Consider the following 26,468-nt stretch of genomic DNA (forward strand, 5'->3'; position numbering starts at 1 on the left):
GCGCCGTCCTCTCCCTCAGGACCGTCAGCCGAGGACCGGGAAGTTGCTGCGGAAGACGCCGCGCGGGTCGCGGTCGCGCTTGACCTGCTGGAGCCTGGCCAGCGCCGCGGGCTGGAAGGCCGCCGCGGCGGTGTCACCGGGGGAGAGGTACGTGTAGGGCTTGCGGCCGCTGATGTACGGGGCGACCGACTGGACCAGCGCCTCCTGGCGGGCGGCGATCTCGGCACCGCGCTCCGGCGTGAAGGGCACACCGAACATGGACAGCGTGTACGGCTCGGTCAGCGGGCCCTGCGGGTTCTCCGTCGGCGCGGCGAAGGCGCCGCCCAGGTGCCGGATGTGCACACCGAAGAGCGGGTCGATCGGCTCCGCGAGCAGCGCCGCCGCGACCTTGTCGTCCAGGTCGGTGAGCAGCTCGGCGCGGCTCGCGCTGGGCCCGGGCTCGGTCGGCTCGCCGGTGATCTCACCCAGCTCGGCGACCGGCAGCATGGCCCTGGTGTCGGTGTTCGCGCCCTCGATCTCGTCGAGCGCGCCGAGCAGCGCCCGGCCCTCGGCCTCGTCGCCCAGGAAGGTGCTGTCCACGGTGACCAGCGAGGGGCCGTTCGGGATCTGGAGCAGGTTGATCCACGCGGTCAGCTCGTCCGGAGCGTTGGAGGTGATCTTGCGGAAGGCCTCAAGGACGCGGGGCGCCTGGCTGCCGTGCCAGACCACCCGGCCGCCGAACAGTGCGGGCGCGGGGTGCAGGTCGTACTCGATGGCCGTGACCAGGGCGTAGTCGCCGCTGCCGCCGCGCAGCGCCCAGAAGAGGTCGGCGTCGGAGTCGGCGGTCACCCGGGCCTGGGTGCCGTCGGCGGTGACCACCTCGAAGGCGGTGACGCTGTCGGCGGCCCAGCCGTACTTGCGCCCGAACCAGCTGAGCCCGCCGCCGAGCGTGTAGCCGACCACGCTGACCAGCGGGGAGCTGCCCGGCAGCCCGGTCAGGCCGAGCGGCCCGGCCACGGCCTGGACCTGCCCGCCCAGAACGCCCGCGCCGACGCGCGCGGTGCGGGCGGCGGCGTCCACGTGCAGCTCGTCGAGCTTGCCGGTACGGAGCAGGATCACTCCCTCCACGTCACCGCTGGCGCCCCGGCCGCCGGGCTGGGGCGCGACGACGAGTCCGGCGGCCGCCGCGTACCGCACCACAGCCGAGACGTCGTCGGCGTCGGCGGCCTCGACGACCGCCGAGACGGGCTGCTGGACCGAGAGGTTCCAGGGCTGTCGTGCCTGGTCGAAGTTGTCGTCACCGGTCAGCAGGACACGGCCGCGCACCTGTGAACGCAGTTCGGCGAGAGCGCTCGTGGTCATGGTTCTTCCCTACTTCCTCGTTCTGCGTATGCCCCCGGAACGCACCGGCCGGCTTTCGCGATCACTTCCCTGACGGAATCGAACGGGGAAATGTGACGAGAAGGCGGAGGAAGACGGCGGGGAGGGGCGCGCGGAACCCACCGGTCCGGTCCCGCGCGACCGACATCAGACCCCGTCCGGCCCGGCTCCGTCGTCCTCCGGGGTGGGCGGGGCGAGGGGCCGCAGCCACAGCCAGACCAGGAAGAACAGACCGAGGGCGAGCATTCCGAGGCCCGTCCACAGGTTGATGTTGATGCCCTGAGCCTTGTCGAGGTCGGCGTCGGAGGCCGTCAGCCCGGCTATGGTGACGATCACTCCGTACAGGGTGAAGAGGCCGCCGATGATCCGGCGGATGTCGAAGAGCCGGGCCGCGGTGGCGGACTTCTTCTCCAGCTCGGAGACTTCGCGTTGCAGTTCAGACATGGTCCGGGCCTCCGATCAGAGCGAGTAGGGCAGGTAGCAGAGCGCGGCGAGGACCACCGCTCCCCAGCCGAGCAGCGCGGGCCTGCGGTACCAGGCGCCGTCGCCCTCGGCGGGCGGCTCCTCCAGACCGGGCGAGACCGTCCCGTACACCAGACCGGCGAGCTCGGCCTCGGGCTTGGGCGCGGTGAAGAGCGTGACCACGACCATGACGATCGCGCCGGCGGCGAAGCCGACGATCGCGGAGACGAAGTTGGCGCCCTGGTCGGTGGGGATGGAGACGACGCCCTGCTTGTAGATCCAGAAGTAGTTGACCATCGCGGCCGTGGTGCCCGCGAGCAGCCCCCAGACACCGGACTTCATCGAGGCCCGCTTCCAGAACATCCCGATGACGAAGACCACGAACATCGGCACGTTGAAGAAGGAGAACAGTGTCTGGAGGTACCCCATGATGTTGGAGAAGCTGGACGCGATGAACGCGGTGCCGATCGAGGCCAGCACACCGATCGCCGTGATCAGCCGCCCGAAGCGCAGGTAGTACGCGTCCGGCTGCCCCTTCTTCACGTACTTGGACCAGATGTCGTACGTGAAGACGGTGTTGAACGACGACACATTGGCCGCCATGCCCGCCATGAACGCGGCGAGCAGCCCGGTGACGGCTATGCCGAGCACACCGTTGGGCAACAGCTCCTCCATCAGATACGGGATGGCGTCGTTGTACGTGAGGCCGGAGGCCGGGGTGCCGATGTTGGGCACCAGGGCGGCGGCGACCAGTCCCGGGATCATCACCAGGAAGACGATGAACATCTTGGGGAAGGCCGCGATCAGCGGGGTGCGCTGCGCCGCGCTGAGGTTCTTGGCGGAGAGGGCGCGCTGGACCTCGGCGAAGTTGGTGGTCCAGTAGCCGAAGGAGAGCACGAAGCCGAGCCCGAGGATGATCGTCAGCCAGTTGGCGCCGAGCGGGTTGCTCTGCCCGATGCCGGTTCCGCCCCAGGCGGTGAGGTAGTTGTGGCCGTGCGCCGACTCCAGGTTGTCGCTGAGCGCGCCCCAGCCGCCGACCCGCTTGAGGCCGAGGACGACCAGCGGGATGAGCGCGGCGAGGATCACGAAGAACTGGAGCACTTCGTTGTAGATCGCCGAGGAGAGTCCGCCGACGGTGATGTACGCGAGCACGAAGAGCCCGGCGACGACGATGGCCACCCACTGCGGCCAGCCGAGCAGCGCCTCGACCACGATGGACAGGGCGTAGAGGTTGACGCCCGCGATCAGGATCGCGGCGAAGGCGAACAGCGCCGAGCTGAGCAGGTGCGCGGACGCGTCGAACCGCTGGAGCAGGAACTCCGGCACCGAGCGGACCTTGGAGCGGTAGTAGAAGGGCATCATCACCAGGCCGAGGAAGACCATGGCGGGGATGGCGCCGATCCAGTACCAGTGGACGACCGCCACGCCGTACTGGGCGCCGGTGGCGGCCATCCCGAGTATCTCGGTCGCACCCAGGTTGGCGGCGACGAAGGCGAGCCCGGTCACCCAGGCGGGCAGCGAGCGCCCGGAGAGGAAGAAGTCGAGGCTGGTCTTCACGCTCGCGCGGGCGGCGAAGCCGATGCCCAGAACCACGACGAAGTAGATCGCCAGAATCGTGTAGTCGAGCCCATTGGTGGGGAGCCGGAGCCCTTCGGCCAGAGATTGCATACGTACCCGCTTCGTCGCGCGAACTGATCCGAACCGGAACCTACGCCTCGACGGCCAGAAACTGAACACTTTTGTTGGAATTTTTTGTTTGATTGTGGTGGAGGGTGAGCGGTGTGTGGGGGTGGCCCGGTGTCGGCCCCGGCGGCTTGTCCGGATTGCGCCGGGCCTGGGGCCGGAGAGGGAACACGATGGGTTCATGGCAGTGGAACGGCCCGCACAAGCCCACCACCGCGGTGGCCGTACGGCCACGGTGGGCGCCGTCGCCATGAAGGGCGATCCGCAGGCGGCCCAGCTGCCGTATGTGTTCGTCCTCCGACGACTCCGGCCTGTGGGTCAACCGGTGGTCGCCGCCGTAGGCGGTACGCGTACGGCGAACGGGCCGTCCAGGGCCGCCCATTGGAGCAGCATGACGGTCTTGGCGTCGGCGATCTCCCCGCTGCGGACCCTGTCCAGGGCCTCGGCGAAGGGGAGTTCCATGACGGCGATGTCCTCGCCCTCGGCCGCGACCCCGCCTCCTTCGGCGGTGGCGGTGCCCGGGCCGTACGGGGCCGCGAAGAAGTGCAGCCGCTCGGTGACCGAGCCGGGGCTCATATAGACCGCGAAGACCGGTTCGGGCACGCCGACGGTGTGGCCCGTCTCCTCGGCCGCCTCCCGCCGGATGGCCTCCTCCGGGCTGTCCCCGTCGAGAAGCCCGGCGGCGGTCTCGACGAGCATGCCGTCGGGGTGCCCGTTGACGTACGCGGGCAACCGGAACTGGCGCGTCAGCAGCACGGTCCCGCGGTCGGCGTCGTACAGGAGGATCGTCGCGCCGTCGCCCCGGTCGTACGTCTCGCGCTGCTCGCGGCTCCAGTGGCCGTCGCTGTGGCGGTAGTCGAAGGTGGTCTTGCGCAGGACGTACCAGTCGCAGGAGAGCACCTCGACGTCGGTGATCCGCACCTGCGGGTTGCCGGTCAGATCGCGTCCGTGCCGGTCCAGGCCGGTGCGGCCGCGGCGGTCGGGGGTGTCGATGCCGGCGGTCATCGGGCGAGGACCGTCTCGACGCCCGCGTCCCGCAACGCCTTCAGCGTCGCCGGGCCGCTGGGGTGGGTGTCGGCGTCCTCGGCCGCGGCGTCGGTGACGAAGCCGTGCACCGAGCCGAGCGGGGCGACCTGGCCGAACGCGCGGACGCCGAGTTTGGTCGCGTCGGCCACCCCGATCGTGCGGGCCGCCTGGGCGAGCCCGGCCTGCTTGACGGCCGCGTCCTCCAGTGAGAACTCCGACCAGCCGTGGTCGGCGTGGACGCCGCCGATGGACATCACGAAGCAGTCGAAGACGAGGGATTCCAGCGTGCGCAGGGCCAGGGGGCCCACCAAGGAGCGCTCGCCGGGCCGGGAGCGGCCTCCCACGACGAGGAGTTCGATCCCGGGCCGGTCCGCCAGGCATGCCGCCGCCTGGAGACTGAGCACCGCGACCGTGAGCGGGGCCCGGGCGGCCAGCTGCTCCGCGACGTGCACAGTGGTGGTTCCGGCGTCAAGCAGCACGCGCGACCCGGGCTCCACCAGCGCGGCCACCGCCGCACCGAGCCGGTCCTTCGTAGCGGCCTGCCACGCCTCGCGGGCGGCGAACCCCGCGCCCTCCTCACGGGGCGGCCCGGCGACCGCCCCGCCGTGCACCCGCCGGAGCAGCCCCTGGCGCTCCAGCGCGTCCAGATCCCGGCGCACGGTCATCTCGGACACCCCCAGTCGCTGGGAGAGTTCGGACACGGAGATCTGACCGGAGCCCTGTACGAGCCGCAAGGTCAGATCGAGACGATTGGCGACACCCATGGCCCTTTTCTAACACATAAATGTTCGATCGAACATAGAAATGGGAGAAGGGCAGGTCCCTCCGGGGTCGGGGGCGGCCGACCGGTGGCGGCGAGTCGCGGGCGCGGGCGGCCTGAATCACCTGGCCGCATGAGCGAGCCATCGGGCCCCGGCCCCAGCGACCCCGCCGATGGGGCCCCCGGCCCCGGTCCCCGACGCCACCGGGATCGTGGGGCCCGCTGCCCGGCCCCGGAGGCCTGTGCAACCCCCCGCATGGGCGCAGGCGGTGGCCATGGTTGCCGCTGGTCATCGCCCTGCTGCCGGCGGGCGGCTGCGCGGCGGTGTTCGCGCTGTTCGCCAACGGGGTGTGACCGCCGCAGCCTCCGGGCCGCGCCACTGCGTCGTGCGGTGACTTCTGAAGGCGGTGTTCCGCATACCCCGCCCGCGTGCCATCGTGATGCCCGGACCAACTGGTCTGGACCATCTCGTCGTTCGTGCGGCGGTCCCGCCGTGCGGCACCACAGTCGGGAGTGGGCGGATGCGTGGGGCGACCGTGTTACCGGGGGCGGGCGGGAACGGGTGTGAGGCTGTCGGTGGGGCGCCGCCGTTGCATCGGCTTGAGGTGCCGATGCCGAACTCGCTGCCGTTCGCCATGGGCACCTTCGACACCATCGGCGCGATGTCCCGCGCCGACTTCCCGCACCGGCACACCTTCTACGAGATCGTGCACGTCACCGGCGGCACCGGCACCCATGTGCTCGATCTCGCCCGGTTCGCGCTGCGCCCGCCGCACCTCTGCGTCATCGCGCCCGGGCAGGTCCACCAGTGGGAGTGCGCGGACGGGCCCGAGGGGTCGGTGATCCTGTTCACCGACGACTTCCTGCTGGACCACCCCGACGACCGCGCCCTGCTGCGCGGACTCGGGCCACGGCCCTGGCTGGAGCTGGACCGGGAGGCCGGCGCCTGCACGTCGTCGCTGGTGGCGGAGATGTACGAGGAGTACCGCACGGGGGCCGAGGGCTTCCACGGGGTGCTCCGCGCGTTGCTGCACGTGCTCCTCGTGCGCGCCGCCCGGCTGCCCGCGCGGCCCGTCAGCCGGGCCGTCGCCCGCGCGAGCGGCGTCGCGGGGGAGTTCACGGCCCTGGTCGCCCGCGCCGAGGACCTGCCGCCGTCCGTACGGGCGTGCGCGGACCGGATCGGGGTGTCCGTGGGGTATCTGACCGAGGCCGTGAAGGAGGCCACCGGCCGGACGCCCGGCGAGCTCATCCGGCAGGCCCGCACGCATGAGGCCAAACGGCTGCTGCTGCACACCGAGTTGACTGTCCGTCAGGTCGCCCGGCGGGTCGGGTTCGCCGATCCTGCCTACTTCTGCCGCTTCTTCCGCCGTGAGACCGGTACCAGCCCCGGTGACTTCCGGCGCGGCGGCGGAGATATTCACCACGACCACCGCATTGCGTCCATCGCCCGCACCGGACCGTCCGCCTAGCGTCGTAGCCGTCCCCCCCACCTCCCCCCGAGGAGCAGACATGGATGGCGAGCGCGACGCGAGAACACGTGACGAGAGCCGGCCGCCGGGTGCCGACGGGCAGCCGCGGCCCAGCCGCAAGACCGTGCTGCGGGCCGCGCTGGCGGCCGGTGTGGCCGTGCCCGTGTCCCTGGTCGCGATGCCCGCCCTGGCGCGCGGCTCCGTCGGCACCGGCACCACCCCCGAGCTCACCCCGTCGTGCGACGACGGCGACCACCCCACCCCGGCACAGACCGAGGGCCCGTACTTCAAACCGAACTCCCCCGAACGCGCCTCACTCCTCGAACCCGGCACCCCCGGCACCCGGCTCACCGTCACCGGATACGTCTTCGGCCGGGCCTGTCTGCCGGTGGCGGGCGTGCTGCTCGACTTCTGGCAGGCGGACACCAACGGCGCCTACGACAACACCGGCTTCCGCCTGCGGGGCCACCAATACACCGACGCGCGCGGGGCGTTCACGCTGACCACCGTCGTACCGGGGCTCTACCCGGGCCGTACCCGCCATCTCCACGTGAAGGCCCAGGCACCCGGGCGGCCGGTGCTCACCACGCAGCTCTACTTCCCCGGCGAACCGCGCAACAACACCGACTCGCTGTTCGACGCCCGGCTGCTCATGACCGTACGGGACGCGGGCGCGGCGAAGGAGGCGGCGTTCGACTTCGTGCTCGACGTGGCCCAGTCACCGACGCCGACCGCCACGCCCACCGGCCCGCCGCCCGGAACCACCTGGGCCGTCGGCACCGCCTACGGCCCGGTCGACCGCGTCGGCTACGGCGGCCGTACCTACCTCTGCCTCCAGGCCCACACCGCCCAGCCGGGCTGGGAGCCGCCGAACGTCCCCGCGCTGTGGCGGGCCGCCTGACCCCACCCGGGCAGGCTCTGGCGCAAACCCCGAGGGCGCCGGGGAGCACACCGACGCGAGTTGGTCGCCCGACGGCGCGCATGTGGTGTTCGCCTCCGCCGCCGGTGGGCTCGACCTGCCGAAGATCTTCGTGATCCCGGCCGGCGGCGGCCGTCCCGTACGGGTGACCAGCGAACGTGACACCTATGACGGCGCCCCCAGCTGGTCGCCCGACGGGCGGTGGATCGCCTTCGAGTCGCACACCGGGGACGAGGACCGGCCGACGTCCCGGTGGCGAGTCCCGGGACCCCGGCGATGAGCAGCGGGATCATCCCATGGTGACGGCCAGCAGCGCGTACTGGGACACCGTCAGCTCGACGGATGCGGTGGCGCCGTTCACGGTCCAGGTGACCGGGCGCGGCGCGGGCGAGGCGGCGTCCGGTGAGCTGACCGTGGCGGCCAGCACCTGCTGACCCGCCGGGACGGCCAGCGTGACGGTGCAGGTGGCGGGTGTGGTCTTGAAGGCGGCCGGTGTGTCACCGAAGCCCGTGAAGTTGACCAGCTGCACCAGGGTGTCGTTGCCGAGGTGGCTCAGCTCCAGGTGGATGCGACGGTCACCGGTGAGCGTGACGGTGGGCGGTGCGGCCGTACGTACCGCTTCGAGGAGTCTGTCGGCGCTCGGCTGGTCCGTGGCGGAGAGGTATTTCAGACCGAGCAGGTCCTTGAAGTACCAGCAGGTGCCCGCGCCGAACGCCTGGCGCCTGCTCACCGGCAGCGGGCCGCCCCCGCGGAAGCCCAGCACGTCCGCCAGCGCGTACTCGCTCCTGGCCGTGCCGAGCTGGTCGAGCCCGGTGGGTGCGGGGCCGGTGATCACCACCGTGCCGCCGCCCTCGACGTAGGCGCGCAACACGTTCGCCTCCGCGTCCGAGACGGCCTGGAGGTCGGGCAGGAGCAGGACGCGGTACGGGGCCAGGTCGGCGGCCTCGATCCCGGGGCTGGGCACGGTGTCGAACGGGATGTGGGCGTACACCAGCGACTTGACCGTGCCCCGGAACTCGCCCAGCCACTCGTGCCTGGTGCAGCTCTCCTGGGGCTCGTTGAAGCTCCACCAGTCCTTGACGCCCGTGGGCGGCTTGGTGGTGACGTACATCCCGCTGCCCTCGGTGGGGCTGACGAAGTCGCGGGAGGACGAGGAGTGGTAGACCCCGACCACCGCCCCGCCGGTGGCGGCGAACAACTGCTCCTGGTGGGCCGCCACGAACCCGTACATCCGGGTCCGCATCGCCCTGTCGGTCGTCTCGGTCTTGAACGGCGTCTTGACCTCGTACGGGTTGCAGCCCGCCGCCAGCACCTCGGCCATCACCAGTGAGGCGTCGTCGGCCTTCCAGCCGTACGAGAACGCCCAGGCGGGCTTGGTCCCGCTGGCAGCGCGGGCGTATTTGTACATCGAGATCAGACATGTCCAGTCGGTGGCCGTGGCGTGGCGCATCCCGTCGTAGTTGCCGAGGATGTCCACCTCCCACACATGGCTGACGCCCTCGGCCTTGCGCAGATAGGCCCCGTCGAGACCGACCAGGGTGGAGTACTGGTAGTCCATGGTCACGGTCTCCACGAACGTGACCAGGTCGGGGTTGACGGAGCGCCCCGCGGCGGCGATGTCGAGCTGCCACTGGAGCAGGTTGCGGTGGCGCCACTCGACGTAGCGCCGGAAGGCGAGGTCCGTGAAGTCGGCCTTGACGGGCATGCTGAGGCCGGTGTCGGCCTTGAACGCCGCGGTCGCCCAGGTCGAGGTGTCGCACCAGCTCAGTGCCCCGTCGAAGTAGATCGGCACGTCCGGCCAGATCGCGTCGAGACCGGTGGCGGCGAGCGCCTTGACACGGGTCAGGTAGTAGTCCCGCCAGGGCGAGTCGGGGCTCAGCCAGCAGCTCTCGTCTCCCGGGTCGACCCAGACGACCAGGCTGCCGTAGAAGACGTTGGGTTTGCCGTCGAGGCCGCGCTGGACCCAGTCCTTGCCGTCGCTGTCCTTGTAGAACGACGGTCCCTTCTCGCCGCCCGCGCTGATGAGCTCCATCGACGGGTAGTACATGACCACCCGGATCCCGGCGGCGTGCGCCAGCTGCACAAAGCTCCTGACCTTGCCCATGTGCTCGGTGAACTGCTGGTCCGTCAGCCAGTTCGACAAGATGGTGTCGACCTCGATGACGCTCACGTTCTGCGCCTTGAGTCCGGCGATCACCGGCTTCATGTCGAGGTTCGGGTCGGCGTCGTCGTCGAAGGTGCCGTCCGCGATGCGGGCGAAGCGGGCCCATGCGGGAAAGGGGACGCCGGCGACGGGCGTGTGGGCGGTGCCGAGAGATTCGGCCCAGGCGGGGCCGGAACGCAACCCCGGAACGGGCAGCAGATTCGCCGCCATGGCCAGCCCCCCTGCACCCAGCCCCTTCCGTAATACGCTTCTTCGGCACAGTCTCCGTCTCTCGTGCATTTAACTGTCCCCCCAGTGGTGGTCGTTTCGGCTTCGGAATACCGCGCTTTCACTGCCCGTTGCCTTTCCGGGCAATCCTGTCTGATCTTTTGCAGCACCGCGTGGACTCGCGGCAACGCGGCCGAGAGGGCTCAAATGCGACGGACGCTTTCCGGCCGTACTTCTCCCGGGAAGCGGTGGAGTTCGGTCGTTTCGGCGACGCGAGCGCGGATGGCAGACTGCGATCATGAATACGGAGACGATCAACGCGGCGGCCGCGGGCGCCTGGAAACTCGGTGACCTGTCGGTCAACCGGCTGGGATTCGGCGCGATGCGCCTCACCGGCAGCGCCGCGTTCGACCTCGGCACGCCCAGCGACCGCGAGCGGTCCATCGGCGTGCTGCGGCGCGCGGTCGAACTCGGCGTCAACCACATCGACACCGCGGCCTTCTACTTCTCCCGGCTCCGGTCCGCCAACGAACTCATCAACCGGGCGCTGGCGCCCTACCCGGACGATCTGGTCATCGTCACCAAGGTCGGTCCGGGGCGCGACGCGTCGGGCGAGTGGCTGTCCTGGGCCACGCCGGAGCAGCTGCGCGGCCAGGTCGAGGAGAACCTGCGCCAGCTCGGCCGCGACCACCTCGATGTGGTCAACCTGCGCCTCAACGGGCCGGGTTCGCTCGCCGAACACTTCGGCGCACTGGCCGAGCTGCGCGACGCCGGACTCATCCGCCACCTGGGCATCTCCAACATCGCCCCCGAGCACCTCGCCGAGGCCCAGGCCATCGCGCCGGTGGTCTGTGTGCAGAACCGGTACGGCCTGGACAGCCGGCGTACGGGCTCCGACGAGGTGCTGCGGCTCTGCGGGGAGCAGGGCATCGCGTTCGTCCCGTTCTTCGCCATCGCCGGGGAGGGGCGCGAGAGCGGTGCGGGACAGGGGGGCGGCACGGACAGTGAGGCGGTCCTCGCGGTCGCCCGCGCTCACGGGGTGACGTCCGCGCAGGTCCGCCTCGCGTGGACGCTGCGGCAGGGCGAGCACGTGCTGGCCATCCCCGGCACCGGCAACCCGGACCACCTGGTGGAGAACGTGGCCGCGGGCGCGCTGCGGCTCACGGACGAGGAGATGGAGCTGCTCGGGTCCCCGAGCTGAGGCTGCCGGACCCCTCGCTCGATGTCCGAAATGAACCCCAGAGGGGCAGTTTCCCTTCTATGTCGCCAATCTAGTCATTAGGAATGATAGGGCGGCTTAAGATTTTGTTTGGGCAGTGTCGGTGGAATTGCTATTACCGGCGCAAGGAGTGAATTGGGTCACGCGCCCCCCTTGTCGGCGGGCGCCCCGCGACGCGCGCATTCCGTTTCGTGCGGGGCGAGTTGGGGGTGCGGGGAGGCAGGGTCCCGCATTTCCCGCCCCTGGTGGATCTTTCTCGCGGCTGCCGTGGTGAATTGAGGTCTTGTTTCGGCCAGTCCTATTCGTTTACGGTCACCGTCAAATCCGGATGGACCGCCGAATCCTGCCGCTGTCCGGAAACCTCCCACACACGAAATGGCAGGAGCGGGGGAACCAGGTAGGCCGCCGAATCCGGAGACGGAACGGCTCGGGGTGAAGCCGCGTGCGCCGCGGCCGGGCAGCTCTCGCCCGAACCCGACAGCTCACCTCGCAGGCGAAGGAGAGGAATTCGCCATGCCCGCAACGGGTAAGCACCGCCGCCCCAAGTCCCGCACCCTGACCCGGGGCATCGCCGCCGTGGGTACGGGTGGCGCCGCGCTCATCATTCCGGTGATCGGCGCCACCAGCGCCGGTGCCGCACCTTCGGCGGCGCCGCACTCCGGCACCGCCGCGAAGTCCGCGCCCGCCGTCGCGGCCGCCGCGAAGGGCACGGTGTCCGCCAAGCCGATCGTGGCGAAGAAGGCCGCCGCGACGACCTACTCCGTCGTCGCCGGGGACTCCCTCTCCAAGATCGCCCAGGACCTCGACGTCAACGGCGGCTGGAAGAAGCTGTACCAGGACAACCGCCAGGCCATCGGCGGCAACCCGGCCCTGATCCACCCCGGCCTCGAACTGGCGGTGGGCAAGAAGGCGAAGGCTCCGGCGGCGTCCGCCGGCCGTACGGCCACCTCGGCCCGGGCCGACCGTTCGGCCCGTACGACCACGCTGCCCCAGCAGGCGACGGCCGCCGTGGCGAAGAAGGCGACGTACTCCGACAACCTGGACGGCTGGATCCGGCAGTCCCTGGACATCATGGCCCAGCACGGCATCCCCGGCTCCTACGACGGCATCTACCGCAACATCATGCGCGAGTCGTCGGGCAACCCGCTGGCCATCAACAACTGGGACTCCAACGCCGTGGCCGGCACGCCCTCCAAGGGCCTCCTCCAGGTCATCGACCCCACCTTCCAGGCCTTCCACGTCGCCGGCACGTCGACGGACAGCTACGACCCCGTCGCCAACATCGTCGCCGCGTGCAACTACGCGGCCAACACGTACGGCTCGATCGACAACGTGAACGGCGCGTACTGACGGCGGCCGACGGGTCGACGGCGGCCTCCGGTCGACTACCGAGGAGGGGACGGCCGGGGTGGCAGACCATCTGGTCCATCATGGACCAGATGGTCTGTTACGGTGAGCCGACCAGGCTCAGGGGAGGACCCGTCATGCCACGCCCGACGCGCGCCGAGCTCGACGCCGAGATCGTCGAAGCCGCCGCCGAGCTCTTCACCGCGCAGGGCTACCTCGGCACCTCGGTGCAGGAGATCGCGGACCGGGTCGGCTACTCGAAGACCGGGCTGCTGCACCGGTTCCCCTCCAAGGAGCGGCTGCTCGCGGCGACGCTCATCGGGCCGCTGACCGAGTTCGCCGCCCTGCGCGCCACCTGGAGCGCCCTGCCGGACGGCCCCGAGCGGCACCGGCGGGCCTCGGCCGATCTGGTCGACCTGGCGCTGCGCCACCGCTCCCGGCTCGCCCTGCTCTTCAACTCCGGGCTGCCGGTGCTGCCCGGCGCGCTCGCCGGAGTGGAGGGCATGGGGGATCTGGGCGACCACCGCACCGAGACCCTCGCCGCCTTCGCGGACCCTGATGACCTGGAAGGCACGATCCGGGCGCAGCTGGCCGTGACCGGCCTGGTCAGCACCGTCGCCGCACGCCAGGACGTACCGGATGGGCTGCTGCGCGCCCCGCTGCTGCGGGCCTTCCGCGCCGCGTGCGGGATCTCCGCGCACCCCGTACTCCGCGGGGGTTCCGCATGCTGAGGCCGCGGGCTGTGGCGGGCCGGGCGCTTCGGGGGTGGCGGAAGTACGCCGTCGCCGCGGTCGTCCTGGCCGGGCTGGGCGTGGCGGGAGACCGGGCCGCGACCGCCTGGACGGAACACCGTACGGCCGACGCGTTCCAGAAGGCCCAGGGGCTCAAGGCCGCGCCGCACGTGCAGGTGCACGGCTTTCCCGTACTGGCCCAGCTGGCCGGGGGCACGCTCGACCGCGTCGACATCGAAGCCTCCGACATCCCCGCGGGCCGCGACGGCGGCAGGCTCCCGATCACCACGCTGAACGTCGAGCTCGACCGTCTGCGCCGCTCCTCGGACGCCTCCGAGGCCCACGCCGCCTCCGCCAAGGCCACCGCCTTCGTGTCCTACCAGGACCTGTCCGCCGCGCTCGGCGTCGAGGTCGGCTACAGCCAGGACAGTACGAAGGCCGAGCCGCGCGTCGTGGCCACCGCGAGCCTGCCGTTGGTCGGCAAGGCCACGGCCAGCGCACGGGTCGACGTGGCGGGCGACCACGCGCTCGCCTTCCGGTCCGTGAAGGTGGGCGACGGCCTGCCGAAGGCGATGCGGACGATCGTCACCGGCATGCTGGAGCGCGAGCTGAAGCTCGACGGCATCCCCGACGGCCTGGCGCTCAGGTCCCTCACCACGACTCCCGACGGACTCACCGCGACCCTCTCCGGCAAGGACGTCACCTTCCGCACCGACGACCGCGCCTGAGCGCCCGCCGGGCAGGTGCAACAACGGGTTTCGCGGACGCCAACCGCCTCGACGGGACGCCGGGCGTGATACGCAGACCTCAACACTCGTCGAGGTCACGGAACTTCGCCGGCCGGTGACAAGAACGGTCACGAGAACAGACGGGGAGCGAGCCCATGCCCATCAAGGTGATCCTCTTCGGCGCGACCGGCATGGTCGGCCAGGGGGTGCTGCGGGAGTGCCTGCGCGACGACAGGGTCGAGAGCGTCCTCGCCGTGGGACGCACCCCGCTCGGCGCCGAGCACCCGAAACTGCGCGAGCTCGTCCACCCCGACCTGGCGGCCCTGATGAGCCTGCCCGCCACCCAGGCCCAACTCACCGGATACGACGCCTGCTTCTTCTGCCTGGGCGTCTCCTCGGCGGGCATGGACGAGGACACCTACCGCCGCATCACCCACGACCTCACCCTCACGGCCGCCCGCGCCCTGTCCTCCTGGAACCCGCGCTCCACCTTCGTCTACGTCTCCGGCCAGGGCACCGACGCCACTGAGCAGGGCCGGATCAAGTGGGCCCGGATCAAGGGCAGGACGGAGAACGACCTGCTGGCGCTGGACCTGGACGCGTACATGTTCCGCCCCGGGTACATCCAGCCCCTGCACGGCATCACCTCGAAGACCCGCCTCTACCGGGCCGCGTACGTGTTCACGAAGCCGCTCTACCCCGTCCTGAGACGACTGGCCCCGAACCACGTCACCACGACGGAGCAACTGGGCCGAGCGATGATCGCTGTCGCGACGGAGGGCGCCCGCGTGCATGTCCTGGAGACCAGGGACATCAACGGGACGGCGTCCCGCCTTTGACGGGACGTCAGTGCCCGCCCCGGTACACCCGCAGCGCGGGGACCTCGAACGACATCTCCGACACCTCCGGGGCGGGGGCGGGATGGAAGCGGCCCGCGCTGACCGAGAGGTTGACGATGAGGTGGGCGTGCCAGCGGCTGCCCACTCCGCGGTGGTCGGCGAAGACGTGGGCGCCGTTCACCCACCACGTGACCGAGCGGGCGCCGAACTCGACCCGCAGGTCGAGGAGGCCGCCGGGGGCGATGGACGGGTCGCGGTAGGAGTGGTGGGCGTCCCGGACGTGGTTGCTCAGTTCCAGGAGGTCGGGGTTGTCGGGGTGGTACTCGAACACGTCGACCTCCTGGCCGCCGTCCCGCCAGGTCCAGATCGCCGGCCAGGCCCCTGTGGCGTGCGGCAGCCGGACCCGGGCCTCCAGGACGTCGCCCGCGCGCACCATGAAGTCCTCGTCGCTGCCCTCGGTGGTCAGCAGCCCCGTGCTCCACGTGCCCTCGGGGCGGCGCCTCGCCCAGAACGTGCCGGTGCGGCTGTACGCGGCGTCGGGGACCAGGTGGTCGAGCTTGTCGTCGCCGGGGTTGACCGGGCCGCCGTCCGGATACGCCCAGGAGCGGCCCGCGACCCACTGCGCGGGGGAGGTGAAGTCGGCCGTGAAGAAGGGGAGCTGCGGGGCCTCGGTGAGCACGGGCACACTCTGGCACAGGTACGGGGCCCGTCCCGGCGCCTCACCCGCCTCCTCACCGCCTCCTCCGCGCCACCCCGCCGCTTCTCCCCGTACCTCGAAAGTAAGCTTTACGTACGCAAACATCCGGGATGGCAGGTTCGGGGCTGGTTGAGTGATTTTTCCTTGGGGGATCAGGGATTCCCGGGGGCGTGGCTGGGGAAGTCGGCATTTGCTGTACGGGACGGCCACACCGTGCTACGGTTGATCCAGTTGCAGTTGTGGTTCCCAAAGACTTCAAGTGCCTGGGCGGGTATCTTCCGTCCGGCACTTTTGTATTTCCGGTGCAGTTATCCGGACGGGGCAATCATCACGGCGACGCCGGGATTCACACAGTGTGAATCCCAGGGCAATGCCCCGAAGGAGATATGACATGGCTACTGGCACCGTGAAGTGGTTCAACTCGGAAAAGGGCTTCGGCTTCATCGAGCAGGAGGGTGGCGGCCCGGACGTGTTCGCCCACTACTCGAACATCGCCACCCAGGGCTTCCGTGAGCTTCAGGAAGGCCAGAAGGTGACCTTCGACGTCACGCAGGGCCAGAAGGGCCCCCAGGCGGAGAACATCGTCCCCGCCTGACGTCGCTGAAGCGCAAGTATGACGCAGCTGGGGCCCGCACTTCGTGTACGGGCCCCAGCTCGTTGCTGTCTCCGGGCATGCGCCCCTCGCGGGGTGCGTGCCCGCTGCGCCGTGGACGGCACTCCACGGTGTGCATGACACCGGGTACCGCCGCCGCGCGCACCACCGCCCCGCCGGGGTCATCCCCTCGGGCCGGCCCGCGGCAGGTATTCCGAGGCCCGGCAACGGCCCGCAGCGTCGCGGCCGACCCGGGCTCGTTTTCGTCTTTTCTTTCGGCTCGTTCTTGCGATTCCCCGGCAGTCATATCCGCCGCGAATTCCTCGATACGTGCCATATCGAGGAAGGTTCTGTATGAACCGATCAGCTCGCACGAATGACCGCTCCTTCGGCGCCCGCAAGGGCTCCGGCTCCGGCTCCGGCGGCGCCCGCTACCGCGCCCAGGCCCAGGCACAGGCGCAGAGCCGCTCGGGCGGCCGCACCCGGCGCCCCTCCGCCCCGCAGGGCGAGTTCGCGCTCCCCACCACGCTCACCCCGGCACTGCCCGCAGCTGACGCCTTCGCCGACCTGGACATGCCCGCCCCCCTGCTCGCGGCGCTCACCGGCGAGGGCGTGACGGTGCCGTTCCCGATCCAGGCGGCCACGCTGCCGAACTCGCTCGCGGGCCGTGACGTACTCGGCCGGGGCCGCACCGGCTCGGGCAAGACCCTCGCCTTCGGCCTCGCGGTCCTGGCCCGTACGGCGGGCAAGCGCGCCGACTCCAAGCAGCCGCTGGCCCTGATCCTCGTCCCCACCCGCGAGCTGGCCCAGCAGGTCACCGACGCGCTCACCCCGTACGCCCGGTCGCTGAGGCTGCGCCTCGCCACCGTCGTCGGCGGGATGTCGATCGGACGGCAGGCCGGGGCGCTGCGCTCGGGCGCCGAGGTCGTCGTGGCGACGCCCGGCCGTCTCAAGGACCTCGTCGAGCGCCGCGACTGCCGCCTCGACCGGGTGGACATCACCGTCCTGGACGAGGCCGACCAGATGGCCGACATGGGCTTCATGCCGCAGGTCACCGAGCTGCTGGACCTGGTGCGCCCCGGCGGGCAGCGGATGCTGTTCTCGGCCACCCTGGACCGCAATGTGGACCTGCTGGTGCGCCAGTACCTGACCGACCCGGTGGTCCACTCCGTCGACCCCTCGGCGGCCACGGTCACCACGATGGAACACCACCTGCTGCACGTGCACGGCGCCGACAAGTACGCCACCGCCACGGAGATCGCCGCCCGCGAGGGCCGGGTGATCATGTTCCTCGACACCAAGCACGCCGTAGACCAGTTCACCAAGCACCTGATGAGCAGTGGCGTACGGGCGGCCGCGCTGCACGGCGGCAAGTCGCAGCCGCAGCGCACGCGCACCCTGGCCCAGTTCAAGGACGGGCAGGTCACCACCCTGGTGGCGACCAACGTCGCGGCCCGGGGCATCCACGTCGACGACCTCGACCTGGTCGTCAACGTCGACCCGCCCGCCGACCACAAGGACTATCTGCACCGCGGCGGCCGTACCGCCCGTGCCGGTGAGTCCGGCAGCGTCGTCACGCTGGTGACGCCCAACCAGCGCCGCGACATGACCCGGCTGATGGCGGATGCGGGCATCCGGCCGCAGATCACCCAGGTCCGCTCCGGCGAGGCCGAGCTGAACCGCATCACCGGCGCGCAGACCCCGTCGGGCGTCCCGATCGGCAACGCGCCGGCGGCCGAGCGCCCCAAGCGCGGCGGGGCCCCGTTCCGGGGCATCGGCACCACCCCCGGCCGGCCCGGCCGCTCCGGCGGGAGCCGCCGGACCACCGAGGCCCAGCAGCTCGCCGAGGCCCGCAAGGCGGCACGCGTACGCCGCTCGGCATAAACCGGTGCGCCGCTCGGCCTGGGGCCTGTCGTCACATTCCCGTCGTCGCCCGAAGGGCGGTCCGCGGCGTCTGGTGCGTGCTCTCGGCGTGCCGGGCGTCGCGGGGCGGGCGGGAATTCGACGACCGGCCCTCGGGGCCGGTCGGCGCTCAGTGGGCGGGGGTGTGCGTGGCCGTCGCCGCCGGGAAGGTTTCGGTGAGCAGGGCGTCGAACAGCATCGTGACGTCGTGTTCGCTCAGGCCCTCCGCCCGCGCCTCGCGCAGCCACTCGCCGAGCCGGGTGCGCAGCGGTGACTCCGGAGCGGTCTGCGGGGTGGCCAGCGAGCGGGTGATGAACGTCCCCGCCCCCTGGCGCACTTCGACCAGCCCGGAGCGCTCCAGCTCGCGGTAGGCCTTGAGAGTGGTGTTGGGGTTGACCTTCGTGGTGGCCGCCACCTGGGCCGCCGTAGGTAGTTTGTCGCCCTCGGCCAGCGCCCCCATGCGCAGCGCCTGCTCCACCTGGTGGACGATCTGGAGGTAGGCGGGCAGACCGCTGCGGCGGTCCACGCGGAACACGACCATCGCACCTGCCTCCTTCGCGTCGTGGGTGTCCGGTGGGTGCGAGTCCCGGGCCTCGACACCCGGGTGCTCCACCCTTCGTACGGTGGCGTACAGCCTATGCCCGGCGGTTTCCCGCCCCGGGCCGGACAGGCCCTAGAACGCCTGGCGGCGGGTCCGCCACACGGCCAGTGCGAGCAGGGCCCCGGTCGCCACGGCCAGCAGAGCGGCCGCGGTCCACTGCAAGGTGGCCATCTGGTCGTAACCGAAGTAGTCCCACACCGAGTTGACGATGCCCTTACGGGCGCGGCAGGCATCGGAGTCGGCGTCACTGACGCAGGTACCCCACCCGTACAGCTTGCCCGAGGCGGTGCCGATCCACTGGTCCACCTGGACCGAGCCGTTGAGCACCGCCGGGTGGTCGCCGTCCAGGGGGAACGCGACCCGCCGGGGTGTGGCGAGGTGCGGCTTGAGGTAGTCGAAGGCCACCGAGAAGGCGAACGCGCCGAAGAAGGTGAGCGTCATCGCGGTCACCGCACGGCGCACCAGTGCGCCGATGACGATGCCGAGCGAGGTGGTGAACAGCGCTGTCGTGAGCAGTACGGGGCCTGTGTTGTCGAAGATCGACGCGTCGAGCCAGTCGGTGGAGACGAACGGCCGGGCGGCGTGCCAGTACCAGGTCAGCAGCGTGCCCAGGACCGCGGTGGTCACCGCGACGAGCACCACGGCGAAGCCGAGCTTCCACAGCAGCCAGTGTGTCCGGGGCACCGACTGGGTGGTGACCAGCCGCGCCGTGCCGTTCTCCTGGTCCGAGGCGAGGAGCGGGGCGCCGAGGAAGACACCGAAGAGCAGCGGGAGATACCCCACGTAGCGCGCGATGCCCTCGAAGCTGTTCTCCAGCCGCAGGCGCAGGGCGCCGTCGATCTCGTCGACAGGGGTGGAGGGCCAGCCGGCGGCGTGTGCGTCGTCCAGCATGACTCCGCGCTGGTAGATGATCCAGGCCGAGCCGAGGGCGATGGCCGCCGCGCAGGCGAAGAGGACGGCCCGGTGCTGGCGTGTCACGAGCCAGAGCAGTCCGCGCAGCCTCCTGGGCTTGGTGCGGGCCGGTTCTTCGGCGACGGCGGGGCGGGTGAGCGTGCTCATACGGCGTACTCCTCTTGGTGGCCGGGAGCGGCGGCCGGGGAAAGCAGCGCGGGCGCCTCGGGGTTGCGGAGGTAGGCGAGCAGCACCTCTTCCATGCTGGGCTCGGCGAGCTGCCAGTCGCCGGTCAGCGGGCCCTCGGTGCGCACCATCGCGGTGAACTGCCGTCCCGCGGTGCGGGATTCGATCACCGTGTGGGTGCTCAGCGCGAGGGGCAGGCCCTGGTCCGTGGTGACCCCCGTGACCAGGGTGTGCATCGGCACCAGCTCGTCGGTCTCACCGGCCATCCGGACCCGGCCGTCGGCGAGGACGAGGAGGTAGTCGCACATGTGCTCAAGCTCGCTGAGCATGTGGGAGGACATCAGGACCGTGGTGCCGCGCTCGACGGCCTCGGACATCAGCAGCGAGCTCAGCTCGTCGCGGGCGACCGGGTCGAGATCGGCCATCGGCTCGTCCAGGAGCAGCAGTTCGGGCCGCTTGCCGAAGGCGAGCGCGAAGGCCACGCGGGTGCGCTGGCCGCCCGACAGGGTGCCGATCCGGGCGTCCATCGGGATCCGCCCGGCGTGCACGATGCGCTCGGCCGCCGCCTGGTCCCAGCCCGGGTTGAGCTCCTGGCCCAGGCGCAGCGACTCGGCCACGGTGAACCGCTTGAACATCGGCTTGTCCTGGGCGAGATACGCGTACCGGGGCAGGGCGGCGGGAGAGTCGGCCGGGGTGCCGAAGATCCGCAGCTCCCCGGCGCTCGGCTCGACGAGCCGGGTGGCCAGATTGAGCAGGGTGCTCTTTCCGGCGCCGTTGGGTCCCACGAGGCCGCAGATGCGCCCGGCCGGAATCCGGAAGGTGCAGTCCCGCAGGGCCCAGCCCCGTCGGTATTTCCTCCCCAGCCCACGTGCTTCCAGGGCCCACCGGGTGTCGGCCGCGCCAGGAGCGGTCAGGTCGCGCACGCGCCACCCCCCCTTTCCATGATTCCACTAGTTGACTAGTGGAATCATGGTGTCCGCGACGAGGACCTGTCAAACGTGCGCGGACAACGGGGGAGCGGATCACATGGCGGCCGCCCGGGTCGCCTCCCACAGGTCGCGGGTGAGGGCGGCCGCCGGTACGGCCCGGGCGAGGCGGAAGCGGCTGCCCGCCCACAGATGGAGCCGGTCCGCGTCCCCGGCCTTGGCCGCGGCGGCGCGCAGCCCCTTGGTGAGGTGGTGCACCTGCGGATACGCGCCGGGGGCGCTCGCGTCGTGCGCGTCGATGAACCGGTTGCGCAGGCCCCGCGCGGGCCGTCCGGAGAACGCGCGCGTGACCACGGTGCGGTCGAAGCGCGGGTCGACCAGGGCGTCCTGGTGGGTCCGCGAGGCCCCCGACTCGTGGGTGCGCAGATATACGGTGCCGAGCTGCGCGGCGACGGCGCCGGCCGCCAGCACCGCGGCGATGTCCTCCCCGGTGCCGAGGCCGCCCGCCGCGATCAGGGGGATCCGCACACGTTCACGGACGGCCGCCAGCAGGTCGGGCAGCGGCAGGTCCGACGGCTCGGCCCGGGCGTCGTGGGTGGCCCGGTGGCCGCCCGCGTCCGGGCCCTGGAGGCAGAGCGCGTCCACCCCGCGGGCCTCGGCCGCCTCCGCCTCGGCGACGGTGGTGACGGTCCCGATCAGATGGCTGCCCGCCCGGTGCAGCGCCTCGACGACGGACGCGTCGGGCAGCCCGAAGGTGAAGGACACCACCGGCACGGACTCGCGCACCAGGACGTCGAGCTTCTCGTCCCACCCGTCGTCGTCGCCCTCGTCGGTCGGCACGGGCAGGGTGATGCCGTACTCGGCGGCGTCGGCGAGGAGCTCCGCACGGTAGGCGCCCACCGCCTCGGCGCTCGACGGGGCCGGGGGACCCGGCACGAAGAGGTTGACCCCGAACGGGCCGCCCGTCAGCTCCCGGGTCCGGACGATCTGCTCCCGCATGCCATGCGCGGTGCGGTATCCGGCGGCCAGGAAGCCGAGTCCGCCCACTTCGCTCACGGCGGCGGCCAGTTCGGGGGTGGAGGCGCCGCCCGCCATCGGCGCCTGGACGAGCGGAACGGAGAGTCGGTCGGGCTGGAACGGCATGGTCGTCCTCCAGGGTGAGGGTCTTCTGCGTCGTCGCTCCGATCATGCCGGGCCCGGGTTTCCGCCGGGCACGGACGGGCGTCGGCGTTCGTTTTCCTCGCGGCAGCGTCCGCCAAGGGGCGGCGGGGCGTGGCTGATTGATCCATATCGGCGGTGGCGGCGCGCGGCGTACGATCCGGCCGCCCGGCGGTCGAACCGGCCGCGGGTCCGAGGCCGATGGGGGAGTCATGACGAGCATCGAGAGTGACAGACCGGGACCGGACGGCGGCGGTCTGCCGGATCCGGGGGCGCTGGGCACGGTCGGGGAGTTCGTCGGGGCGCTGCGGGCGCTCAAGGCGGTGGAGAGCCTGTCCCTGCGCGAGTTGCAGCGGCGCACCGGGCTGCCGAGGACGACCATCGCCCATGCGCTGAACGACGAGCGTCCGTCGCTGCCGCCGTGGGACCGGGTGCAGGCGCTGCTGCGGGCGTTCGGCGTACGGGGAGAAGCGCTGGCGAGTTGGAAGGACGCGTGGACGCGCATCCGGCTCGATTCGGCCAAAAGTGCGGGCGGTGACGGGGAACCGGAACCGGAGGCCGCAGAGCAGCCCGCCGAGCCCCCCGAAGGAGAGGTTCAGCAAGCGGGTGCGGCCGAGCCCGAGGTGTCCGCCGTACCCCGCGCGCGGATCCGTCCCGGGCGCCGTGCGCTGATGCACGGCAGCCTGCTGGGGGTCGGCGCCGTGCTCGGGGCCGTGGCCGTGTTCGGGCTCGTCGGCTCGGCGGGCGGTTCGCCGGGAGGGGGCGGTCCCGTGGAGGCCGAGACCTGTCCGCCCGCCACCGCGTCGCGGAGCGCCGACCCCGGCCTGCCCGTCTCGGCCGATCCCCGGCTGCCCGCCTCCGCCGACCCCGGTCGGTCGCCCTCCAGCGGTTCTCCGGCGCGTGTGGTGCGGGCGCGCCCCGCCTGGGTGGGCCGCCCCGCATCCGACGCGCAGATCCTCTCCGACACGGACGTCGACCTCCCGGTGACCTCTCCGGTGACCGGCGGGGACGCGCTGATCGTCAGCGTCATGCTGACCAGCACCTGCCCCGGCCCCGTCACGGTGACCGACACCCAGGGGGACCGGTTCCGCGTCGCGGGCGAGGTCACCGACACCCGCAGGCACCGCACCCTGCTCCTGGCAGGCTTCCACGTGCACGCGCTCACCACCGCCGACTCGATCCGGGTGGTGTACCCGAGCGCCAGCAAGTACCACATCGCGGTCGACGAGTTCCGGGGCGTCAGCACGGTCGTGGCCCGGGCGGAAGCCCACGGCGAGGCCGGTGGCACCGCCTTCACCACCAGCCACAGCAGGGTGGAGTGCGCGCCCGGTGACCTGGTGGTGGCCGCCGTGGGCACCAACAGCGGTACCGCGCCCGTCTACTCGACCGAGTGGAGCGCGCTGCCCGTGCTGAGGCTGTCGTCCTACCGTCTGTCCGGCGCCTACCGCGTCGCCCCGGCGGACCCGTCGTGCGCGGCGACGGGCACCACGACGGCCCAGTGGGGTGCGGTGGTGGTGGCGTTCCGCTGACACGGCGGAGACCGGCGCCTGCCCTGGCGGATTCGCGCCCTTCCCCGCCGCCCGCGCGCCACGTTACGTATGGCTTGGCGCACCACGGCGGCGCGCGGGGAAGGGCGGCGGTCATGACCGAGGCACAGCCGAAGGGCCAGGTTCCCGCAGGGGACGACGTGTCGCGTACGGCGCACTCCGGCAGCCAGGGGATGACACGCTTCGACGACGCCTACGACCAGCCGGACCCGCGCGCCTACTTCCGCGCGCTGCGCCCCTGGGGATACCGGACACCCCACCACGCCCAGCGCGTGTTCCGGCGCCTGCTCGCCGCACGTACGGCCGCCGGGCGCGAGCAGGGCCCGGCGACCGTGCTCGACCTCTGCTGTTCGTACGGCGTCAACGCCGCCCTCCTCCACCACGACCTGACCCTGGAGGACTTGTACGAGCACTACGCCTCGGCGCGCACCGCCGCACTCACCACCGCCGAGCTGAAGCAGCGCGACCGCTCCTTCTACGCGGCCCACCGCCGCCCCGACGCGGCGCGCGTCATCGGGCTCGACATGGCCGGGCACGCCGTCTCCTACGCGCAGGCGGTCGGATTGCTCGACGAGGGCTTCGCCGAGAACCTGGAGGCGGCGCCGCCGAGCCGGGCGCTGCTCCGGGCCGTACGGCACACCCGCCTGATCACCGTCACCGGCGGAGCCAGCTTCCTCTCCGCCCGTACCTTCGCACCGCTCCTCGCGAGCATCGAGGGCCCCGTGTGGGTGGCGGCGTTCGTGCTGCGCACCGGCTCCTACCGGGGCATCGCGCACAGCCTGGCCGCCCACGGCCTGGTCACCGAGAGGCTGACCGCCCCCACCTTCCCGCAGCGCCGCTTCACCGATGAACAGGAGCGGCGCTACGCCGTGGACGCGGTGACCGCGGCCGGTGAGGACCCCCGGGGCAAGGAGAGCGACGGCTGCTTCCACACCGCGCTGTATCTGTCGCGTCCCGCCGCCGAGGTGGCGGATGTGCCGCTTTCGGCGGTGTTGGACGGTGGTTTGTAACCGTCGTGCCACACCCGCCCATACGTGTGAACCATTGCGGCCGCCGCGGTGTGTTGTACGGCGAGCGCCGGGGTGTACCGGCCATACCCTCGGGGGAGTCATGGACTACTCACACATGCGTCGGGCGATGACGGTGGCGGCGACGGCCGTGGTGGCCGGTGTGCTGGTGGTCGGCTGTGAGCCGGGCGGCGGCAAGGGGCCCGACACGGGGGCCGCGTCCCCCGTTATTCCGAGCGCCCAGGCCACACCGCACACCACCGCACCCACCGCGAAGGCCCCCACGGCCCCGGCGGGCACCGCCAAGCCCAAGCACGCGGCCCCCAAGTGCGGGATCAGCGACCTGAAGGTCACCCCGGCCCACCAGGCGGCCAACCGCCCGCCGGGTACGGGCACGGGCGCGGCGGTCGTCGGGTTCGCCAACACCTCCGCGCACCCCTGCACGGTGAAGGGGTTCGTCACCGTGGGCGGCGCGGGCAACGGCTCACCGGACCACAACGTCCCCCTCGCCGCCACCCACACCGGCACCGCCTCCACGGTCACGCTCGCCCCCGGCGCCCACGCCTGGACGAAGCTCACCTTCGTCCAGGTCCAGGGCGAGGCCGACGGGATCTGCGCGTCCGGTGCCGAGCCGGTCTCGTACCCGACGCTCGTCCTCGGGGTGCCGGGTGCCGGGCGTCATCAGACCGCCCTGGACGACGGCGTGATCGCCGAGTGCGACAACACCGTGAAGGTCACGGCGCTCTCGGCCGCCAAGCCCTCCTGAGCGCACCTGCCTTGCGGCTCAGCCGTCCCGCGGGCAGAACACACCGACCCGCTGGACGACGTTGTTGGCGAAGCCGCCGCGGTTCCAGGGCTGGGCGAGCGGCTGGGTGGCGCCTTCGGCGTCGGTGGCGCGGACGCTCAGGACGTGGCTGCCGGGGGTGGCCGTCCAGGGCGCCCGCCAGCGGCGCCAGGCCCAGTCGTGGCCGTCCGCCGGGGCGAGTTCGGCCTCGTACCAGCTGTGCCCGTCGTCCGTGCTCACCTCGACGCGGGTGACGGGCGCCCGCCCCGACCAGGCCCGGCCCTCCAGCAGGATCCGGCCGGGGCGTACGACCCGCGTGCGGGACATGAAGTCCGGGAAGCCGGGCGGGACCATCAGCGCGCGCGGGGCGATCAGGGTGACCGGATCACCGGGATCGTCGGCGGACTGCCGGTAGCGGTAGGCGACTTGCTGCTGGAAGCCGGTGAAGGGGGTCGCGGTGAGCGTGATGGCGCGCAGCCACTTCACGTGCGCCATGCCGTACCACCCGGGGACCACGAGCCGCAGCGGGTGGCCGTGCTGCGGCGGCAGCGGGGCGCCGTTCATCTCGTACGCCACCAGCACCTCGGGATCCCGGCCGACCGCGTCCGTCACCGGCAGACTGCGCTGGTAGTCCTGCTCCACCCCGCGCTCGACGCCGTGGTCCGCGCCGGTGAAGACCGCCTCGACGGCGTCCCGCTCCACCCCCGCCTCGGCGAGCAGCGTGCGCAGCGGCACCCCGGTCCACTCCGCGGTCCCCACCCCCTCGACCAGCCACGGCTGGCTGACGGGACGCGGGGCGAGCCGGGCCCGGCCGTTGCCCGCGCACTCCATGGTCACCCGGTGTGTGGCCGCCGGGAAGGCGCGCAGGGCCGCCAGGTCCAGGGTGAGCGCGGTGCGCACCCGGCCGCCTACGGTGAGCTCCCAGTCGTCCGCGTCGGCGTACGGGATGTCGTAGTGGACCAGTACGTAGTGCAGTCCGGGCGGGGTGACGTCGTAGCGCAGGGCCTCCAGGGGCAGCCCGTGGTTGCGGGCCGCCAGGGCGAGTTCCTCGGGGCTGATGCCCTCCGCCGGGCCGGCCAGACGCCCCGGCGTACTGATGTCACCGATACGGCCGTCCATGAACCCATCGTGCGCCCGCGACCGGGCCCGGTCATCTCCGGGGCCGGGGCGGGCCGGGGATTGCGAGTCTCCGCTCGCGGCGAGACGCTTGAGGTGTCAGCCCTGTGGCGCCCGTTCACGGCCGAGACCGGTGGGGACGCCGGGG

The 26,468-nt window shown here is 71.8% G+C and carries 25 protein-coding genes and 1 riboswitch; of the genes, 13 read left to right on the forward strand and 12 right to left on the reverse strand.

Features of this window, described 5'->3' with window-relative positions:
- Nucleotides 1–24 precede the first annotated feature (24 nt).
- From ACFWA7_RS00005 to ACFWA7_RS00025, 5 genes are all read right to left on the reverse strand, one after another.
- Nucleotides 25–1,341, reverse strand: a complete 1,317-nt coding sequence (locus ACFWA7_RS00005; RefSeq protein WP_385819824.1) for an FAD-binding oxidoreductase — start codon at nt 1,339–1,341, stop codon at nt 25–27.
- A gap of 165 nt (nt 1,342–1,506) precedes the next feature.
- Nucleotides 1,507–1,803, reverse strand: a complete 297-nt coding sequence (locus ACFWA7_RS00010) for a hypothetical protein (RefSeq protein ID WP_385543741.1) — start codon at nt 1,801–1,803, stop codon at nt 1,507–1,509.
- Between the two features lie 15 nt (nt 1,804–1,818).
- The gene (locus ACFWA7_RS00015) at nt 1,819–3,489 is read right to left on the reverse strand and encodes a sodium:solute symporter family protein (RefSeq protein ID WP_385819826.1); all 1,671 of its coding nucleotides are present in this window, start codon (nt 3,487–3,489) and stop codon (nt 1,819–1,821) included.
- A 333-nt stretch (nt 3,490–3,822) separates the two neighbouring features.
- The gene (locus tag ACFWA7_RS00020) at nt 3,823–4,509 is read right to left on the reverse strand and encodes an NUDIX domain-containing protein (RefSeq protein WP_385819828.1); all 687 of its coding nucleotides are present in this window, start codon (nt 4,507–4,509) and stop codon (nt 3,823–3,825) included.
- The gene (locus ACFWA7_RS00025; RefSeq protein WP_385543732.1) at nt 4,506–5,294 is read right to left on the reverse strand and encodes a DeoR/GlpR family DNA-binding transcription regulator; all 789 of its coding nucleotides are present in this window, start codon (nt 5,292–5,294) and stop codon (nt 4,506–4,508) included. Before ACFWA7_RS00025 ends, ACFWA7_RS00020 begins: the two co-directional genes overlap by 4 nt.
- A 517-nt stretch (nt 5,295–5,811) precedes the next feature.
- Between ACFWA7_RS00025 and ACFWA7_RS00030 the strand changes: the two genes are divergently transcribed.
- From ACFWA7_RS00030 to ACFWA7_RS00040, 3 genes are all read left to right on the forward strand, one after another.
- Nucleotides 5,812–6,759, forward strand: coding sequence for an AraC family transcriptional regulator (locus ACFWA7_RS00030; RefSeq protein WP_385819830.1), 948 nt, complete (start codon nt 5,812–5,814; stop codon nt 6,757–6,759).
- Nucleotides 6,760–6,799: 40 nt separating this feature from the next.
- Complete coding sequence (locus tag ACFWA7_RS00035) at nt 6,800–7,660, forward strand: carbohydrate-binding protein (protein ID WP_385819833.1); 861 nt, start codon at nt 6,800–6,802, stop codon at nt 7,658–7,660.
- An 82-nt stretch (nt 7,661–7,742) separates the two neighbouring features.
- The gene (locus tag ACFWA7_RS00040; RefSeq protein ID WP_385819835.1) at nt 7,743–7,958 is read left to right on the forward strand and encodes a TolB family protein; all 216 of its coding nucleotides are present in this window, start codon (nt 7,743–7,745) and stop codon (nt 7,956–7,958) included.
- A gap of 9 nt (nt 7,959–7,967) precedes the next feature.
- Here ACFWA7_RS00040 and ACFWA7_RS00045 read toward each other — a convergent pair whose 3' ends face one another.
- A complete protein-coding gene (locus ACFWA7_RS00045; protein WP_385819837.1) occupies nt 7,968–10,052 on the reverse strand; it encodes a beta-galactosidase trimerization domain-containing protein in 2,085 nt (694 codons plus the stop codon).
- A gap of 295 nt (nt 10,053–10,347) precedes the next feature.
- Here ACFWA7_RS00045 and ACFWA7_RS00050 point away from each other — a divergent pair, with 295 nt between their 5' ends.
- The 5 genes from ACFWA7_RS00050 to ACFWA7_RS00070 all read left to right on the forward strand — a co-directional run bounded on the left by ACFWA7_RS00050 (nt 10,348) and on the right by ACFWA7_RS00070 (nt 14,913).
- Nucleotides 10,348–11,250, forward strand: coding sequence for an aldo/keto reductase (locus ACFWA7_RS00050; protein ID WP_385819839.1), 903 nt, complete (start codon nt 10,348–10,350; stop codon nt 11,248–11,250).
- 342 nt (nt 11,251–11,592) lie between these two features.
- Nucleotides 11,593–11,777: riboswitch (cyclic di-AMP (ydaO/yuaA leader) on the forward strand.
- 4 nt (nt 11,778–11,781) lie between these two features.
- Nucleotides 11,782–12,618, forward strand: a complete 837-nt coding sequence (locus tag ACFWA7_RS00055; RefSeq protein WP_385819841.1) for a transglycosylase SLT domain-containing protein — start codon at nt 11,782–11,784, stop codon at nt 12,616–12,618.
- A gap of 134 nt (nt 12,619–12,752) precedes the next feature.
- Nucleotides 12,753–13,346, forward strand: a complete 594-nt coding sequence (locus ACFWA7_RS00060) for a TetR/AcrR family transcriptional regulator (protein ID WP_385819843.1) — start codon at nt 12,753–12,755, stop codon at nt 13,344–13,346.
- Entirely contained in the window at nt 13,340–14,074 is a 735-nt protein-coding gene (locus ACFWA7_RS00065) for a DUF2993 domain-containing protein (protein ID WP_385819845.1), read from the forward strand. Before ACFWA7_RS00060 ends, ACFWA7_RS00065 begins: the two co-directional genes overlap by 7 nt.
- A 155-nt stretch (nt 14,075–14,229) precedes the next feature.
- Nucleotides 14,230–14,913, forward strand: a complete 684-nt coding sequence (locus ACFWA7_RS00070; protein ID WP_385543705.1) for an epimerase — start codon at nt 14,230–14,232, stop codon at nt 14,911–14,913.
- A 7-nt stretch (nt 14,914–14,920) separates the two neighbouring features.
- On the opposite strand, the gene ACFWA7_RS00075 is transcribed toward ACFWA7_RS00070, so the two are convergent.
- Complete coding sequence (locus tag ACFWA7_RS00075) at nt 14,921–15,592, reverse strand: beta-glucanase (RefSeq protein WP_385543702.1); 672 nt, start codon at nt 15,590–15,592, stop codon at nt 14,921–14,923.
- Nucleotides 15,593–16,001: 409 nt separating this feature from the next.
- Here ACFWA7_RS00075 and ACFWA7_RS00080 point away from each other — a divergent pair, with 409 nt between their 5' ends.
- Nucleotides 16,002–16,205, forward strand: a complete 204-nt coding sequence (locus ACFWA7_RS00080; RefSeq protein ID WP_356349206.1) for a cold-shock protein — start codon at nt 16,002–16,004, stop codon at nt 16,203–16,205.
- Nucleotides 16,206–16,556: 351 nt separating this feature from the next.
- Nucleotides 16,557–18,086, forward strand: coding sequence for a DEAD/DEAH box helicase (locus ACFWA7_RS00085; RefSeq protein WP_385819847.1), 1,530 nt, complete (start codon nt 16,557–16,559; stop codon nt 18,084–18,086).
- 148 nt (nt 18,087–18,234) lie between these two features.
- Here ACFWA7_RS00085 and ACFWA7_RS00090 read toward each other — a convergent pair whose 3' ends face one another.
- From ACFWA7_RS00090 to ACFWA7_RS00105, 4 genes are all read right to left on the reverse strand, one after another.
- Nucleotides 18,235–18,645 (reverse strand): GntR family transcriptional regulator, encoded by a 411-nt coding sequence (locus ACFWA7_RS00090; RefSeq protein ID WP_385543696.1) that lies wholly within the window; start codon nt 18,643–18,645, stop codon nt 18,235–18,237.
- A 132-nt stretch (nt 18,646–18,777) separates the two neighbouring features.
- The gene (locus ACFWA7_RS00095) at nt 18,778–19,764 is read right to left on the reverse strand and encodes an ABC transporter permease subunit (RefSeq protein WP_385543693.1); all 987 of its coding nucleotides are present in this window, start codon (nt 19,762–19,764) and stop codon (nt 18,778–18,780) included.
- Nucleotides 19,761–20,705, reverse strand: a complete 945-nt coding sequence (locus ACFWA7_RS00100) for an ABC transporter ATP-binding protein (protein WP_385819849.1) — start codon at nt 20,703–20,705, stop codon at nt 19,761–19,763. The genes ACFWA7_RS00095 and ACFWA7_RS00100 overlap by 4 nt, the downstream gene beginning before the upstream one ends.
- Before the next feature lie 99 nt (nt 20,706–20,804).
- Nucleotides 20,805–21,851 (reverse strand): nitronate monooxygenase, encoded by a 1,047-nt coding sequence (locus ACFWA7_RS00105; protein WP_385543687.1) that lies wholly within the window; start codon nt 21,849–21,851, stop codon nt 20,805–20,807.
- Between the two features lie 227 nt (nt 21,852–22,078).
- Between ACFWA7_RS00105 and ACFWA7_RS00110 the strand changes: the two genes are divergently transcribed.
- The 3 genes from ACFWA7_RS00110 to ACFWA7_RS00120 all read left to right on the forward strand — a co-directional run bounded on the left by ACFWA7_RS00110 (nt 22,079) and on the right by ACFWA7_RS00120 (nt 25,186).
- Nucleotides 22,079–23,395, forward strand: coding sequence for a helix-turn-helix domain-containing protein (locus tag ACFWA7_RS00110; RefSeq protein WP_385819851.1), 1,317 nt, complete (start codon nt 22,079–22,081; stop codon nt 23,393–23,395).
- 113 nt (nt 23,396–23,508) lie between these two features.
- Entirely contained in the window at nt 23,509–24,423 is a 915-nt protein-coding gene (locus ACFWA7_RS00115) for a hypothetical protein (protein ID WP_385819853.1), read from the forward strand.
- Nucleotides 24,424–24,523: 100 nt separating this feature from the next.
- Entirely contained in the window at nt 24,524–25,186 is a 663-nt protein-coding gene (locus tag ACFWA7_RS00120; protein ID WP_385819855.1) for a DUF4232 domain-containing protein, read from the forward strand.
- Nucleotides 25,187–25,204: 18 nt separating this feature from the next.
- Here ACFWA7_RS00120 and ACFWA7_RS00125 read toward each other — a convergent pair whose 3' ends face one another.
- Entirely contained in the window at nt 25,205–26,323 is a 1,119-nt protein-coding gene (locus ACFWA7_RS00125) for a sulfite oxidase (RefSeq protein WP_385543675.1), read from the reverse strand.
- Nucleotides 26,324–26,468 lie beyond the last annotated feature (145 nt).

The organism is Streptomyces sp. NPDC059994 (assembly GCF_042737755.1).
Taxonomy (GTDB): Bacteria; Actinomycetota; Actinomycetes; order Streptomycetales; family Streptomycetaceae; genus Streptomyces.